Here is a 13,916-nt window from a genome sequence, read left to right on the forward strand (position 1 = left end):
CGGTCCTAGCGGTCCACTTCGCCGAACACGATGTCCAGCGTGCCGACGATGGCGGCCATGTCGGCGAGCTGGTGGCCGCTGCCGATGTGGTCCATGGACTGCAAATGCGTGTAGCCCGGCGCGCGCAGCTTTACCCGGTAAGGCTTGTTGGTGCCGTCGGCGACGATATAGACGCCGAATTCGCCCTTCGGCGCCTCCACGGCGGAGTAATACTCGCCCGCCGGCACCTTGAAGCCCTCGGTATAGAGCTTGAAGTGGTGGATCAGCGCTTCCATCGACGTTTTCATGTCGGCGCGCTTGGGCGGTGTCAGCTTGCCGCGCGCGAGAACGTCGCCCTGCCCTGTTGGATGCCGCAGCTTTTCAATGGCTTGCTGGCAGATCTTCACCGATTGCCGCATCTCCTCCATGCGGATCAGGTAGCGATCATAGCAATCGCCGTTCTTGCCTACGGGGATCTGGAACTCGAACTCGTCATAGCATTCGTAGGGCTGCGCACGGCGCAGGTCCCAGGCGAGCCCGGCGGAGCGGGCCATCGGCCCGGTCATGCCCCAGTCCATCACGTCCTCCGGCGTGACGATGGCGATGTCGACGTTGCGTTGCTTGAAGATGCGGTTTTCGGTCAGCAGCTCGTCAAGGTCGTCCAGCACCTTCGGGAAGCGCTCGCACCAGGCTTCGATGTCGTCGAGAAGGTCGGGCGTGATGTCCTGATGCACGCCGCCGGGGCGGAAGTAGTTGCAATGCATCCTCCCGCCCGAGGCGCGTTCGAAGAAGACGAAGAGCTCCTCCCGGCCCGGCTCGAACCCCCAGAGCGGCGGCGTCAGCGCGCCCACGTCCATCGCCTGCGTGGTCACGTTCATCACGTGGTTGCCGATCCGCGTCAGCTCCCCGAAGAGCACCCGCAAGAGGCTGCCCCGGCGCGGCGCCTCCACGCCCGTCATCTTCTCGATTGCCAGGCAATAGGCGTGCTCCTGGTTCATCGGCGCAGAGTAATCCAGCCGGTCCAGGTAGGGCGCGTTCTGCAGGTAGGTGCGGCTCTCCATCAGCTTCTCGGTGCCGCGGTGCAGCAGGCCGATATGCGGGTCGGCGCGCTCCACGATCTCCCCGTCAAGCTCCAGAACCATCCGCAAAACCCCGTGCGCCGCAGGGTGTTGCGGTCCGAAGTTGATGTTGAAGTTGCGGATCTGCTGCTCGCCGGTCAGCGCGTCGCTCGATCCGTCGTCATAGCGGTTTACCCGGGTATCGCCGTCCATCATTTCGCGTCCTCGGCCTTCTCGTCCCCGGGCAGGATGTATTTCGCGCCCTCCCACGGCGACAGGTAATCGTATTGCCTGTAGTCATGCACCAGCTTCACCGGTTCGTAGACCACGCGCTTGGACACCTCGTCGTAGCGCAGCTCCACGTAGCCGGACGTCGGGAAATCCTTGCGCAGCGGATGTCCCCGGAACCCGTAATCGGTCAGGATGCGCCGCAGGTCCGGGTGGCCGGAGAACAGCACCCCGAACATGTCGAAAACCTCGCGCTCGTACCAGTTCGCATTGGGGAACAGCCCGGTCACGGACGCGATGCTCTCGTCCTCGCGCACCGACGCGTGCAGCCGCACCCGCTGGTTCTGGTGCATCGACAGCAGGTGGTACACGATGGTGAAACGCTTCTCGCGTTCCGGATGGTCCACCGCGGTAATGTCGATCAACTGCGTGAACCGGCAGCTGTTGTCGGCCTTGAGAAATTCCACCAACCCGGCGATCGCATTGGGGGCCACGTCCACGGTGAGCTGGTCGAGCGCCACGTGCCAGTCCACAACGCAGTCGGGGCGGCGGGTGGCGATATGCTCGCCCAGAACCTTCAGTGCTTCGCTCATGTCGGCGTCGTCCTTGTCGTCATGTCCCGGTCGTGGAAATCCGGTCGTCCGTGCCCATCGGCATGTGCGCCGCGGGCCCAACCCGCGACCTGCACGAAATCAGCGCGTGATCGTGCCCACGCGGCGGATCTTCCGCTGCATCTGCAGGATCCCGTAGAGCAGCGCCTCGGCCGTCGGCGGGCAGCCCGGCACGTAGACATCCACCGGCACGATCCGGTCGACGCCACGCACCACCGAGTAGCTGTAGTGGTAATACCCGCCGCCATTGGCGCAGGAGCCCATCGACAGCACGTAGCGCGGCTCCGGCATCTGGTCGTAGACCTTGCGCAGCGCCGGCGCCATCTTGTTGGTCAGCGTACCGGCGACGATCATCATGTCGGACTGGCGCGGGCTTGCACGCGGCGCGGTGCCGAACCGCTCGAGGTCGTAGCGCGGCATGGAGACGTGGATCATCTCGATGGCGCAGCAGGCGAGCCCGAAGGTCATCCAGTGCAGGCTGCCGGTGCGCGCCCAGTTGATCACGTCGGCCGTGGAGGTGACGAGGAACCCCTTGTCGGAGACCTCCTTGGCTAGCGCCTTGGCGACGACTTCCTTGTCGGCACCCGCGTCGTTGAGGGACGTGCTCACTCCCATTCCAGGGCTCCCTTCTTCCATTCATAGGCGAAGCCCACCGTCAGGACGGCCAGGAAGACCATCATCGACCAGAAGGCGGCCATGGAAATCTCGCCGAAGGACACCGCCCATGGGAACAGGAAGGCCACTTCGAGGTCGAAGATGATGAAGAGGATCGAGACCAGGTAGAACCGGATGTCGAACTTCATCCGCGCATCGTCGAAGGCATTGAATCCGCACTCATATGCGCTGGACTTCTCGGGGTCCGGATCGGACGGCGCGACAAGCCACGCGGCGGCGACGAAGATGATGCCGAATACGATGGCAATGGCGAGGAAGACGAGAACCGGAAGGTATTCTCTCAGAAGATCGTCCACGTTTGGCTCCTTGTCTGCCAGCGTAGGTATAGCACGCGGGTGGTCTCGGGCTATCTCGCGGTTTACGCGCGCCCCCGGACGGGGTCAACCGGCGGCGTGTCGCGGGCAAGCGGCGTTCTGTCTCGGCAAGGGCGGCCTCCAGCGGTGCCCGGCAATCGACGCGCCCGGCCTGCGCCGTTTCTCACCGCTTTCACGCTGCCGGGGCCACCTGCGCGAAACCTCAGAAAACCGCCGCGAGATCGGGCGTTGGCACGATATTTGTCCACCCTAGGCATGCCCCTTCGGTCTGCGGCCAGGTGCAGCGCCGTTTCGAGACACCACCGTAATCCATGCTGCCCGTCGCACCACTCTGACAAACCACGCGCCTCCAATCCCGGTCGCGCCCGCGACCTATGCCGCGCGACCGACCTCTAACGATGTGAGAGATAGCGCCGCACGCCCCAAGGTCCATCACCGGCGGTTGGCGGCACAGCGCCCCCCGTGCCGCCTAGCCGGCAAAGCACAGCTTGTTTCCGTCCGGGTCCCGCGCGTAGGCCGAGAACCGCGGTCCCCGCTGGTCCGGCACACCCTCGCACCTGCCCCCGAGTGCGAGCGCTCTTTCGTGAAACCGTCGGACCTCGTCTGCGGATCCCACGTTGAAACCGATCATGGTCCCATTGCCCCCCGTGGCAGGCTGCTCGTCGAACGGGATCGCTGCCGCAAATGCGAAGTCCTCGCCCAGCCAATAGGTCATCCGGTCCGATGGCCTGACGCAACTCACGCCCGCCCCTTCGAATAAGCCGGTGTAAAACGCCACCGCTGCGGCCATGTCGTTCGTTCCGACGACGAAATAATCCATCTTCATCTGTTGGTTTCCCATGTGCAGTCGTTGATCCTTGCCCACTCCGGGGCGCAAAGCAGAGAGCGCGGCGCGGCAGACATGGCCCGATCCGAAACTCTCATCCCCGCTATATGGATAACTATGACAATTTATGTCTTATTTGATTCATGGCACGGACAAATGCACATGGCAGGCTGAGGCGAATGGAAATGCTGGCCGTTCAGCTGAAGCAAGAGGCGCATTGCACCGTCGCGGACCTTGCCCGACAGCATGGTGTCAGCGCGCGCACGATCGCACGGGATCTGTCCCTCATGCGGGATCAGGGTATGCAGATCGACGCGGATCGCGGACGCGGCGGCGGGGTGCGTCTCGACCGAAACTGGGGGGTTGGCCGGCTGAACCTGAGCTATTCCGAGGCGGTCGACCTTCTCATCAGCATCGCTGTCGCCGAGCAAATGAACTCCCCCATGTTCCTTGCGAGCCTCGGCTCGGTGAGGCGACAGTTGGTGGCCTCTTTCTCCCCCGCCAAACGCGACAGGGTGAACAGCCTCAAGTCGCGCATTCTGATCGGAGTCACGGCATCCACCTATGTTCAACAAAGCGTCAACACCCCACCGGCGCGCGTCGTGCAATCCCTGCACAGGGCCTTTGTTGATCAGGAAACGCTGGAGATACGCTATCGGAGAGAAGACGGCACCACGTCTGACCGCGTGATCGAGCCTCACTATCTCCTGCTGAAATATCCGGTCTGGTATGTGGTCGCGCAGGATCATCTCAGGCAAGCGCCGCGGACATTCAGATGCGACCGGATTCTTTCCGCCAATGGGCAAGGCGCCCAGTTCCGCCTGTTGCCAAAGGCGACGTTCCAGCAGTCCCTGGTCAGTGACGGTCTTCTGGGCTGATCGCGCTGTCCGTCTGCGCAGCAAGCGATCTTTGCGGCGGTCAAGCTTCGGTGATCGGATCGTCCTCGGACCTGACCCTGCCCCGGCACGGCTCCGTCCCGGCTCGTCGCGCGCGTCCCGGGACAGGGCACATTCCCTTTGCCCAATCGCCAAATGCCCTCGATATCCCAACACCGCACTCTGACCGAAGGCGCCCTGTCCCAAGGATCTTGCATTCCGTCCGCCACGGCGGGTCGCACGAACCCGGCCCTTCGATATGGTGTCCGGCGCGGCCCGCGTGGCACTGGTTCCCAAGATCGTCAGACCGTGTGCGTCCCTTCCGCGGCGGCTATTGCGATCCACACACCAGCGTCGCACGTCGTGAATCGTCCGGCGCGTGCGCGTCTGCCGTTCGCACCCCGTTGTTGAAGCTGTTACCGGCAAACTCGGCCGGAGTTGGAGACAGACGGAAACGTCCGGACGAGGCACCTGCGACCGTGGGGCTCGTGGAGGCACTTGCCTCGGGCGCCGCTTCGGCCATCCCGGCGCCAACGCGAATGGTGTCTCGTCCCCCGACGCGTCGAAATCCCTAAGAAATCGTGAAGACGCCCCTGCAACCCACTGATTTTATTGTGTCGTGAAGATGTCTCACGATGAGACACCCGGTCTCTTCCATCCCCTAGCTCTGGTCGTGCCACCGTGCCGGCCGCTTCTCGAAGAAGGCCGCGATCCCCTCCGCCGCCTCCTCGCTCTCCCATCTGCGGGCCAGCGCCTCGACCGTCTCCGCGATGGTCGCCTCGTCGATGGCCGGCCCGAGGCGGCGCAGCAGCGCCTTGGCCTCCGAAACCGCCCCCGGTGCGACCGAAAGATACGGGGTCACCTCCGCCTCCACCGCCGCGTCGAGTTCCTCCGCCGGCACCGACCGCGCCAGCAGCCCCAGTGCCTGCGCCTCGCCCGCCGGGAACAGCCGCGCCGACATGAACACCCGCCGCGCCATCGCCTCCCCCATGCGCGCCACCACGTAGGGCCCGATGGTCGCGGGGATGAGGCCCAGCCGGGTCTCCGTGAACCCGAAACGCGCCGTCTCGGCGGCCACCGCAACGTCGCAGACCGAGATCAGCCCCAGTCCGCCGCCGAACGCATTCCCGTGAACCCGGCCGATCAGCGGCTTGGGGCAGGTATTCAGCGCCTGAAGCATCCGCGCCAGCCGCGTCGCCTCTCTCGCACGCGCCGCCGCACCCGCGTCTCGCTGAGCCTGCATCCAACCAAGGTCGCCCCCCGCGCAGAACGAGCGCCCCTCGCCCGCCAGCACGATGACCCGAACAGCGGGATCGGCGCCGAGCCGGTTCGTGGCGTCGGTCACCTCATCCATCATCCGCGCCGACAGCGCATTGTGTTTCTCAGCCCGCGCCAGCGAGAGGCGCGCCACGCCGCGCATGTCCACCGTCACAGCTACGTTTTCCATCCTCGTCCCCTCCTGCCTGTTCGCGCCAAATCCGTCCGCCCCACACAACGCGCCGATAGCCCCCCGCCCCGATCAATCGCCGGCACTGCTGCCTCCCTCGGAGTCGGGCCGCGCAGCGCCTGCGGCGCTGTCTCCGTATCACGCCTGGTCTCGATTCTTGCCCCGCAAGGACACTGCGAAGTTCGCTGCCTCGGCCACCGCGTCGGCATCGAGACCGACATCCAGCCCCATGGCCTGCAGACGCGCCAGCACCGCCTCGGTCGCAACGTTCCCGGCTGCACCCGGCGCGTAGGGACATCCACCAAGCCCGCCGACAGACCCGTCGAAAACCCGCAGGCCGCGCTCCAGGGACAGGGCGATGTTGTCCAATGCCCGTCCCCCTGTGTCGTGATAATGTCCCGCCAGGCAGTCTGGCGGAAGTGCGGCCAATACCGCGTCGAGCATTGCGCCAATAGTTTTGGGCGTAGCCCGCCCGATGGTGTCACCGAGGGAGATCTCGTAGACCCCGAGTGCCGCCAGACGCTCGGCGGTTCGCACAACCTGCGCCGGGGGAACGGCCCCGTCGAACGGGCAATCGGTGACACAGGAGACATAGCCGCGTACGGGTAGGCCGACATCCGCCGCCGCCGCAACCACCGGCGCGATCCGCGCGAAACTCTCATCGATGGAACAGTTGAGATTGGCACGACTGAACCCTTCGGAGGCGCTGACGAACACCGCCACCTCGTCAGCCCCTGCCGCCACCGCTCGTTCCAGTCCCATCAGGTTCGGCACCAGCGCCGCGTAAGAGACGCCGGCGACCCGGTCGATCCCGGCCAGAACCTCGTCCGAACTCGCCATCTGCGGCACCCACTTCGGACTTACGAAACTCGCAACCTCGATCCGCCGGAATCCGGCCCGTCCGAGCAGATCCACCAACCGAATCTTGTCGGCGACGGCAATCGGATGGGGTTCGTTTTGCAGCCCGTCGCGTGGACCGACCTCGAAGATCTCAACGCTATCCATCACGCCTCCCAGTGCCCCCCCGTTCCCGCAGGTTTCCCCGTGGCGCGCGCCGCGCGCGCGCCCGGCCCAACCCCGAGCAAGTGCGCCAGCACGCCGCCGAGGGGGCGGGAGCCACCCGCCTCATGCGTCCCACGCCGGGTAGAAATGTTGTGTGTAGAGCGGCGCCTCGTCGGATTTCGGCAGCGATGCGCGATAGGCTGCCCGTTCGCCGCAGCGTTCCATCCAGGCATGCAGGGCCGGAAAGGGCTCGGTTCTGGCGAAGTGGCGTCCCATGTAGACGGCCTGCCCGACGCTCACATCCGCCGCGGAAAACCCGCCGTCCAGCAGCCATGCGCGCCCCGCCAGCCGTGCGTCCAGCGCTGCGTAGCATTTGCCCAGCCGCGCCGCCTCCAGCTTCATGATCACCGGACTGCGCATTGCATCCTCATAGAGCGCCACGTGCTGCTGGGTCAGCGCGGCAGTGTGCTGGCTCACGGTTTCGGCGAAATGCACCCATATCAGCCAGTCGGTGCGTTCGGGATGATCCACCGCCCGTCCCAGCCCGGCCTCCGGAAAGCGCTCGCACAGAACTTCGGTAATCGCTCCGCTCTCCCATATCGTCTTCCCGTCAAGTTCCAGCGCCGGCACCCGTCCCGCGGGATTGAGGGCCAGAAATTCCGCCTGCCGGAGATTCCTGCCGAAAGCATGTGTAACGACCTCGAACTCGCATCCGATCTCACCCAGCAACCAGAGCGCCCGCATCGAACGCGTTTGCGGGCAATGGTGCAGCCGGATCATGCCGCGTTCTCCCCTGCATCGGTCGCCTCGTCCTCCAACCGGATCAGGGCGTCATGCGCGGCCACCTGTGCACCCGCGCTGACGAGCACCTCGGCAATGGTGCCATCGCGTACAGCGGTCAGCGTATGTTCCATTTTCATGGCCTCCAGCACCGCCAAAGGCTCGCCGGCAGAAATCGACTGACCTCGTGCGACCAGAACCTGCCGCACCACGCCCGGCATCGGCGCCTCCAAGACGTTGCCGCCCGTCGCCGCAGCCGTGCCGCGCGCCAACGGATCGGGCAGCGTGAATTCCCAGGGCTGTCCGGCAAAAACCACCACTGCGCCGGGCAGGAGCCGAGCCGGTCCGGGCGCGCGTGCCTCGCCGATCAGCCAGTCCTCACCACCCCGCCGGCATCGGAACGAACGCCCGTCCAGTTCAGCGTCGACCCGGTTACCGGAACAGGCCAGCCTGACAGTCCAACACGCCTCTCCACGGTGCAGTACCACGGTACGAACCATCTGTGCCCACAGCGAGAACCCTTCGAACTCGGCCACAGCCCCACCCAGCCCCGCCGCTCCAAGGGCGGCACAGACGACAACCTCGTCCGACGGCGTTTCCGGTCCGGTCAATGCATCGAGGTCTCGCTCGATGAGCCCCGTATCCACACGGCCCGCGGCAAAGTCCGGATGCCGCGTCAAGGCTTCCAGAAACCCGATGTTGGTAATGGTGCCGCCCACTTCCGTCGCGGCCAGCGACCGCCCGAGCCGCGCCAGTGCCACGCCGCGCGAGGGGCCATGGGTGATAACCTTCGCGATCATCGGATCGTACCAGGGGACGATGTCGTCGCCCTGGCGCACACCGCTGTCGACCCGCGCCGCCGGGTCGAAGGCGAGATGCTGCAACCTCCCCGTCGCGGGCAAGAAACCCGCCGGTACATCTTCTGCATACAGCCGCGCCTCGAACGCATGGCCGACGAGCGGGATGTTTTCCTGATCCAGGGGCAGCGGCTCGCCCGAGGCAACTCTGAGTTGCCATTCGACGAGATCGAAACCCGTCACCGCCTCGGTCACCGGATGTTCCACCTGCAACCGGGTGTTCATCTCCATGAACCAGAAGCCGTCAGGCCGGAGCGGCCCGCTGCCGTCGACGATGAACTCCACCGTCCCTGCACCCACGTAGCCGATCGCCTCGGCCGCCCGCACGGCCGCGTGCCCCATCGCCGCGCGCATCTCCACCGTCATCCCCGGTGCCGGCGCCTCCTCGATCACCTTTTGATGCCGCCGCTGAAGCGAGCAATCTCGCTCGTGAAGATGCACCGCGCGCCCGTGGCTGTCGCCGAACACCTGCACCTCGATATGGCGCGGGCGGTCAACGTATTTCTCCACCAGCACCGCCGCATTTCCGAAGGCCGACTGCGCCTCTGCCTGGGCCGACGAGAGAGCGGCGGCGAAATCCTCGGCCCGCAACACGCGCCGCATTCCCTTACCGCCGCCACCGGCCACGGCCTTGATCAGAACCGGGTAACCGATCCGCTCGGCTTCGCTGGCCAGCCGCTCGGGTGACTGGTCGTCCCCGTGATAGCCCGGCACCACGGGCACGCCCGCCTCTGCCATCCGACGCTTCGCCGCGTCCTTCAACCCCATCGCCCGGATCGCCGGGGCCGGCGGGCCGACGAAGATCAGCCCCGCGGCTTCCACTGCCTCCACGAACTCCGGGTTCTCTGACAGAAACCCGTAGCCGGGGTGGATTGCCTCCGCCCCAGAAGCCACGGCCGCCGCGATCACCCGAGCGCCATCAAGATAGCTCTCCGCCGGCGCGGCGCCGCCGATGTGCACGGCCTCGTCTGCCATTTCCGTGTGGAGCGCACCCGTGTCGGCATCGGAATAGACCGCGACGGTGGAAATCCCCATTCCCCGCGCTGTCCGTATCACGCGGCAGGCAATCTCGCCCCGGTTCGCGATCAGCAACTTTCGGATCATCGACCCGTTCTCCCCTCCTGCTCCCGCGCGCTGTGGCGAACGCGGGATCGGCGGGCGGGAGCGCGCACCGCGGCGCGCGGCTCTCCGCCAACCTGACGACAATTACATTCGGAACACTCCGAACCGCGTCTCCTCGACCGCTGAGTTCAACGCCGCTCGGAGGCTCAGGCCCAGCACGTCCCGGCTCTTTCGCGGGTCGATCACCCCGTCGTCCCAAAGCCGGGCGCTGGCATAGAGTGGATGAGCCTGGGTGGCGAACATCTCCTCGGTTGGCCGGCGAAAGGCGGCCTCTTCCTCCGCGGACCACGCGCCGCCCGTGCTTTCGATCGCCGCGCGCTTCACCTGTGCCAGAACGCCGGCCGCCTGCGCCCCGCCCATCACAGAGATCCGACTGTTGGGCCAGGTCCAGAGAAACCGCGGCTGGTAGGCGCGGCCCGCCATTCCGTAGTTGCCCGCGCCGAACGAACCGCCCACCAACAGCGTGATCTTCGGAACCGCGGTGGTCGCAACCGCGGTGACCATCTTTGCCCCGTGCCGGGCGATGCCCTCGTTCTCGTATTTCCGGCCCACCATGAAGCCGGTGATGTTCTGAAGGAAGACAAGCGGGATCTTGCGTTGCGAACACAGCTCCACGAAATGCGCGCCTTTCTGCGCGGCTTCCGAAAAGAGCACCCCGTTGTTCGCCACGATCCCCACCGGGCAGCCGTGGACATGGGCGAAACCGGTGACCAGCGTCTCCCCGAAGCGCGCCTTGAACTCGTCCAGCCGCGAACCGTCTACGATCCGGGCAATCACCTCCCGGATGTCGTAGGGTACAGACAGGCTCTCGGGCACCACGCCCAGAATCTCGTCAGGATCGTAGGCGGGGGCTTCCGGCGTCGCCCAATCCGACCCGACCTGCGGCGCGGGCCCCAGAGACCCGACCGCCCGCCGCGCCAATGCGAGCGCGTGGGCATCATCCACGGCCAGATAATCGGCCACGCCGGAGAGCCGCGTGTGCACGTCCCCGCCGCCCAGATCCTCCGCTGTCACCACCTCGCCCGTGGCCGCCTTCACCAGCGGCGGACCGGCGAGAAAGATCGTCCCCTGCTCCTTCACGATGATCGTCACGTCCGACATTGCCGGCACATAGGCGCCGCCCGCCGTGCAGGAGCCCATCACGACCGCGATCTGCGCGATTCCCGCCGCCGACATGCGCGCCTGGTTGTAGAAAATGCGGCCGAAATGATCCCGGTCGGGAAAGACCTCGTCCTGCATCGGCAGGTTCGCACCGCCGGAGTCCACGAGGTACACGCACGGCAAGCGGCATTCGGCAGCAATCTCCTGCGCACGCAGGTGCTTCTTCACGGTGATCGGATAGTAGGTGCCGCCCTTCACGGTGGCATCATTGCAAACGACCATGACATCGCGCCCCATGACGCGCCCGATGCCGGCGACAACGCCGGCGCAGGGCGCAGCGCCATCGTAGAGCCCGTGCGCGGCCACGGCGCCGATCTCAAGGAACGGCGAACCAGCGTCCAGCAAATTCGCCACCCGCTCTCTCGGGAGCATCTTGCCGCGCGACGTATGCCGCGCCCGCGCCCGGTCACCGCCCCCCGCAGCGGCCAGTTCGGCGGCTTGCTCGATCTCGCGCAGCGCCTCCAGATGCGCGGCGTGGTTGGCACGAAACGTCTCCGAACCGGGGGATGCCTGACTGAGCAGCTTCATACGGCGTCGCTTTCCTGACGTGCGGCGGCGTGCTCCTCCGATGGCCCCTCCAGGAGCCGTCGCGCCATCAGCCAGCGCATCCGGTAGCCGTAGCGCGCGGCGCGGCTCACATCGGTCTGGAAACTGGCGTTGACCACGGCGGCGACGGCACCACCCACAACCGGGACGACCTGCCCTGCCTTGCGCCCGGCGAGCGATACGCCGAGTTGGCGGGCAATTCGCTCGACGACCTTGTCCGAGAGCCACCGACCGCCACTGTCGAGCACCAATCGGCCTTCCGGGCTGGCCAGAAATGCGGCCATGTCCGCAAGCGTGGCCAGGGCCTCTGCGCGGCCGCGCTCGCCGGCTTCGGCGGCGACTTGCAGCACCATCAGCCGGTAGGCGCGCTCTTCATCGCTGTCGTCGTTGAACCCGAAGGCCGCGCCGGTTGCGCGCACGTTGCGCGCCGCCATGGCGATGGTGGCGGGTATATCGGCGGTCATTCCAGCGGCTCCCAGCCAGCCGGCAGCCCCCCCGGAGGCCGCATTGGCGCTCGCGGCCCATGCTTGCACGCGACGTGCGGCAGCCTCGCACGCGGCGAGATCCTCAACAGAATGGCGGGTCCAATCCGCTGGAATTGTGTATCCCACGGCCCGGTCTGCCAGCTTCAACCCGTGGCTCACCATGCGCGGCGGTATCATGCGCGCCACCAGCCCGCCGACCGGCGCCGTCAACCGTTCGGCGCCCCGCCCCATGCGCGTAGGTTTGCGATCCTCGAAGGCCCGTTGGCGCTCCAGCGCCTCGCGCAAGATGTCCGCCGCCAGATGCGGTCTGCGATTCGTGATCGGGCTCATGTCAGAACGTCCTCCGTCGCGATCCGGCGCAGTTCCCGCCGAATGATCTTTCCACTGATCGTCATGGGAAGGCTCTCCACGAAATGGATGATGCGGGGATATTCGTGCGCCGCGAGCCGCGTTTTCACGTGGGTCTGAAGCGCCTTGCGGGTAGCGTCGCCCGGTTCATGACCCTCCCGCAGCATGACAAAGGCGGTCACGGCTTCCGTCCGCCGCGGATCGGGCGTGCCGACGACCCCGCAGCTCGCCACGGCCGGGTGGGTCAGCAGGCAATCCTCCACCTCGCCAGGTCCGATCCGGTAGCCCGCCGAGGTGATCACGTCGTCATCGCGGCCCTTGAAGCGCAACTCGTCCCCGTCGCGAATGCCGCGGTCGCCGGTCAGCATCCAGTCGCCGCGGAACTTCTCTGCAGTGGCGCGTGGATTTCTCCAATATTCCAGCATCATAGAAGCCGATCCTCTGCGCACCGCGATCTCGCCCTCGCCCTCCTGTGGGCGCCCGTCCGGGCCTATCACGTCGACCTCATGTCCGGGCGCCGGGCGGCCCATGCAGCCGGGCTTCGGCGCATACCGCGCGGCGCAGGCAGAAACGATCATGTTGCACTCGGTCTGGCCGTAGAATTCGTTGATCGTCAGCCCGAATGCCTGGCGGCCCCAGTCGAGCATCTCGGCCCCGAGCGGTTCGCCACCGGAGGCCACGGAACGCAGCCCCGAAATCTCAACACCTGCCGCTTTCAGCGCACGCAACGCGGTTGGAGGGAAAAACACATTTCTTACAGAGGCCTGCCGGATAATCCTGATGCACTCCTCGGTTGAGAAAGGCGCCATGCGCGCCGCAACCACCGGCACCCCATGCCAGAGCCCCGGCATCAATACGTCGAAGAGACCGCCGATCCAGGCCCAATCCGCTGGCGTCCAGAGCACATCGCCTTGCTGGGGCAGCAGGTCGTGCGACAGTTCCACGCCGGGAAGATGTCCGCGCAAGACGCGATGGGCATGAAGCGCGCCCTTGGGATTGCCGGTTGTTCCGGAGGTGTAGATCATCACCGCCGGGTCGTCCGCCGCCGTATCAGCCGTCTCGAAGCGCGGCCCATCGCACGACAATCCCTCGGGTGTGCAAATTGCAATCGCTTCGGCTACGGCAGTCGAAAGATCGCCCTCGCGCAGCCGCGTCGCCCCGCCCGCGTCGGTCACCAGGCATCGCGCTTCGGAATCCTGAAGGCGCATCGCCAGGGCCTCGGGGCCGAAGAGGGTGAAAAGCGGTATCGAAATCGCCCCGATCTTCCAGATCGCGACATGCGCGGCCGCCGTCCATGGGGACTGGCTGAGCAGCACTCCAACCCGGTCGCCCCGACCGATACCGCGTTCCACGAGACGGTAGGCCAGCGCGTCGGCCATGCCCTGCAACGCGCGATAGGTTGTCTTCTGCAGCCCGTCCGCCCGCGGCTCGATCACCGCCACACGGTTCGGTTCGGCCTCAGCCCACCGGTCGCAGACCTCGGCCGCCATGTTGAGACGCTCTGGAATTTGCCAGCCGTCGCGCGCAACCGCCTCGAATGTCGGCCCGCCATTCATCGCCCAGCCCTTTCCGCGGGCGCAGCCCGTGCCGATGCGCTGCGCG

At 66.3% G+C, this 13,916-nt stretch carries 13 protein-coding genes; 1 reads left to right on the plus strand and 12 read right to left on the minus strand.

Annotated features, from left to right (window positions below; all coding sequences use genetic code 11):
• Nucleotides 1-5: 5 nt before the first annotated feature.
• From ARC39_RS12930 to ARC39_RS12950, 5 genes are all read right to left on the minus strand, one after another.
• A complete protein-coding gene (locus tag ARC39_RS12930) occupies nucleotides 6-1,253 on the minus strand; it encodes an NADH-quinone oxidoreductase subunit D (protein WP_068115051.1) in 1,248 nt (415 codons plus the stop codon).
• Entirely contained in the window at nucleotides 1,250-1,858 is a 609-nt protein-coding gene (locus ARC39_RS12935; RefSeq protein ID WP_068115053.1) for an NADH-quinone oxidoreductase subunit C, read from the minus strand. Before ARC39_RS12935 ends, ARC39_RS12930 begins: the two co-directional genes overlap by 4 nt.
• A gap of 99 nt (nucleotides 1,859-1,957) precedes the next feature.
• A complete protein-coding gene (locus tag ARC39_RS12940) occupies nucleotides 1,958-2,491 on the minus strand; it encodes a NuoB/complex I 20 kDa subunit family protein (RefSeq protein WP_068115054.1) in 534 nt (177 codons plus the stop codon).
• Entirely contained in the window at nucleotides 2,482-2,847 is a 366-nt protein-coding gene (locus ARC39_RS12945; protein ID WP_068115056.1) for an NADH-quinone oxidoreductase subunit A, read from the minus strand. Before ARC39_RS12945 ends, ARC39_RS12940 begins: the two co-directional genes overlap by 10 nt.
• A gap of 487 nt (nucleotides 2,848-3,334) precedes the next feature.
• On the minus strand, nucleotides 3,335-3,691 hold the full coding sequence (locus ARC39_RS12950; protein WP_068115058.1) for a VOC family protein: 357 nt from the start codon (nucleotides 3,689-3,691) through the stop codon (nucleotides 3,335-3,337).
• Between the two features lie 185 nt (nucleotides 3,692-3,876).
• On the opposite strand from ARC39_RS12950, the gene ARC39_RS12955 reads away from it, so the two are divergent.
• Nucleotides 3,877-4,569: a helix-turn-helix transcriptional regulator gene (locus ARC39_RS12955; protein ID WP_236545251.1), complete on the plus strand. Its 693-nt coding sequence runs from the start codon at nucleotides 3,877-3,879 to the stop codon at nucleotides 4,567-4,569.
• A 658-nt stretch (nucleotides 4,570-5,227) separates the two neighbouring features.
• Here the strand turns inward: ARC39_RS12955 and ARC39_RS12960 are convergent.
• The 7 genes from ARC39_RS12960 to ARC39_RS12990 form a co-directional block, all read right to left on the minus strand.
• A complete protein-coding gene (locus ARC39_RS12960; protein WP_068115063.1) occupies nucleotides 5,228-6,013 on the minus strand; it encodes a crotonase/enoyl-CoA hydratase family protein in 786 nt (261 codons plus the stop codon).
• Nucleotides 6,014-6,151: 138 nt separating this feature from the next.
• Nucleotides 6,152-7,021: a hydroxymethylglutaryl-CoA lyase gene (locus ARC39_RS12965; protein WP_068115065.1), complete on the minus strand. Its 870-nt coding sequence runs from the start codon at nucleotides 7,019-7,021 to the stop codon at nucleotides 6,152-6,154.
• A gap of 117 nt (nucleotides 7,022-7,138) precedes the next feature.
• The gene (locus tag ARC39_RS12970) at nucleotides 7,139-7,795 is read right to left on the minus strand and encodes a glutathione S-transferase family protein (protein WP_068115067.1); all 657 of its coding nucleotides are present in this window, start codon (nucleotides 7,793-7,795) and stop codon (nucleotides 7,139-7,141) included.
• Nucleotides 7,792-9,756: an acetyl/propionyl/methylcrotonyl-CoA carboxylase subunit alpha gene (locus ARC39_RS12975; protein WP_068115068.1), complete on the minus strand. Its 1,965-nt coding sequence runs from the start codon at nucleotides 9,754-9,756 to the stop codon at nucleotides 7,792-7,794. The genes ARC39_RS12970 and ARC39_RS12975 overlap by 4 nt, the downstream gene beginning before the upstream one ends.
• A 102-nt stretch (nucleotides 9,757-9,858) precedes the next feature.
• On the minus strand, nucleotides 9,859-11,463 hold the full coding sequence (locus tag ARC39_RS12980; protein ID WP_068115070.1) for a carboxyl transferase domain-containing protein: 1,605 nt from the start codon (nucleotides 11,461-11,463) through the stop codon (nucleotides 9,859-9,861).
• The gene (locus ARC39_RS12985) at nucleotides 11,460-12,296 is read right to left on the minus strand and encodes an EcsC family protein (RefSeq protein ID WP_068115071.1); all 837 of its coding nucleotides are present in this window, start codon (nucleotides 12,294-12,296) and stop codon (nucleotides 11,460-11,462) included. The genes ARC39_RS12980 and ARC39_RS12985 overlap by 4 nt, the downstream gene beginning before the upstream one ends.
• Complete coding sequence (locus tag ARC39_RS12990) at nucleotides 12,293-13,870, minus strand: AMP-binding protein (protein ID WP_068115073.1); 1,578 nt, start codon at nucleotides 13,868-13,870, stop codon at nucleotides 12,293-12,295. The genes ARC39_RS12985 and ARC39_RS12990 overlap by 4 nt, the downstream gene beginning before the upstream one ends.
• Between the last annotated feature and the right edge of the window lie 46 nt (nucleotides 13,871-13,916).

This window comes from Tropicimonas marinistellae, from assembly GCF_001509585.1.
Classification (GTDB): Bacteria; Pseudomonadota; Alphaproteobacteria; order Rhodobacterales; family Rhodobacteraceae; genus Tropicimonas; species Tropicimonas marinistellae.

Excerpts from the sequence above, each read along its gene's own strand:
- ARC39_RS12935 (WP_068115053.1), bottom strand. The coding sequence starts at position 1,858 with ATGAGCGAAGCACTGAAGGTTCTGGGCGAGCATATCGCCACCCGCCGC.
- ARC39_RS12985 (WP_068115071.1), bottom strand. The coding sequence starts at position 12,296 with ATGAGCCCGATCACGAATCGCAGACCGCATCTGGCGGCGGACATCTTG.
- ARC39_RS12955 (WP_236545251.1), top strand. The coding sequence starts at position 3,877 with ATGCTGGCCGTTCAGCTGAAGCAAGAGGCGCATTGCACCGTCGCGGAC.
- ARC39_RS12980 (WP_068115070.1), bottom strand. The coding sequence starts at position 11,463 with ATGAAGCTGCTCAGTCAGGCATCCCCCGGTTCGGAGACGTTTCGTGCC.
- ARC39_RS12930 (WP_068115051.1), bottom strand. The coding sequence starts at position 1,253 with ATGATGGACGGCGATACCCGGGTAAACCGCTATGACGACGGATCGAGC.
- ARC39_RS12975 (WP_068115068.1), bottom strand. The coding sequence starts at position 9,756 with ATGATCCGAAAGTTGCTGATCGCGAACCGGGGCGAGATTGCCTGCCGC.
- ARC39_RS12990 (WP_068115073.1), bottom strand. The coding sequence starts at position 13,870 with ATGAATGGCGGGCCGACATTCGAGGCGGTTGCGCGCGACGGCTGGCAA.
- ARC39_RS12950 (WP_068115058.1), bottom strand. The coding sequence starts at position 3,691 with ATGAAGATGGATTATTTCGTCGTCGGAACGAACGACATGGCCGCAGCG.
- ARC39_RS12960 (WP_068115063.1), bottom strand. The coding sequence starts at position 6,013 with ATGGAAAACGTAGCTGTGACGGTGGACATGCGCGGCGTGGCGCGCCTC.
- ARC39_RS12940 (WP_068115054.1), bottom strand. The coding sequence starts at position 2,491 with ATGGGAGTGAGCACGTCCCTCAACGACGCGGGTGCCGACAAGGAAGTC.
- ARC39_RS12970 (WP_068115067.1), bottom strand. The coding sequence starts at position 7,795 with ATGATCCGGCTGCACCATTGCCCGCAAACGCGTTCGATGCGGGCGCTC.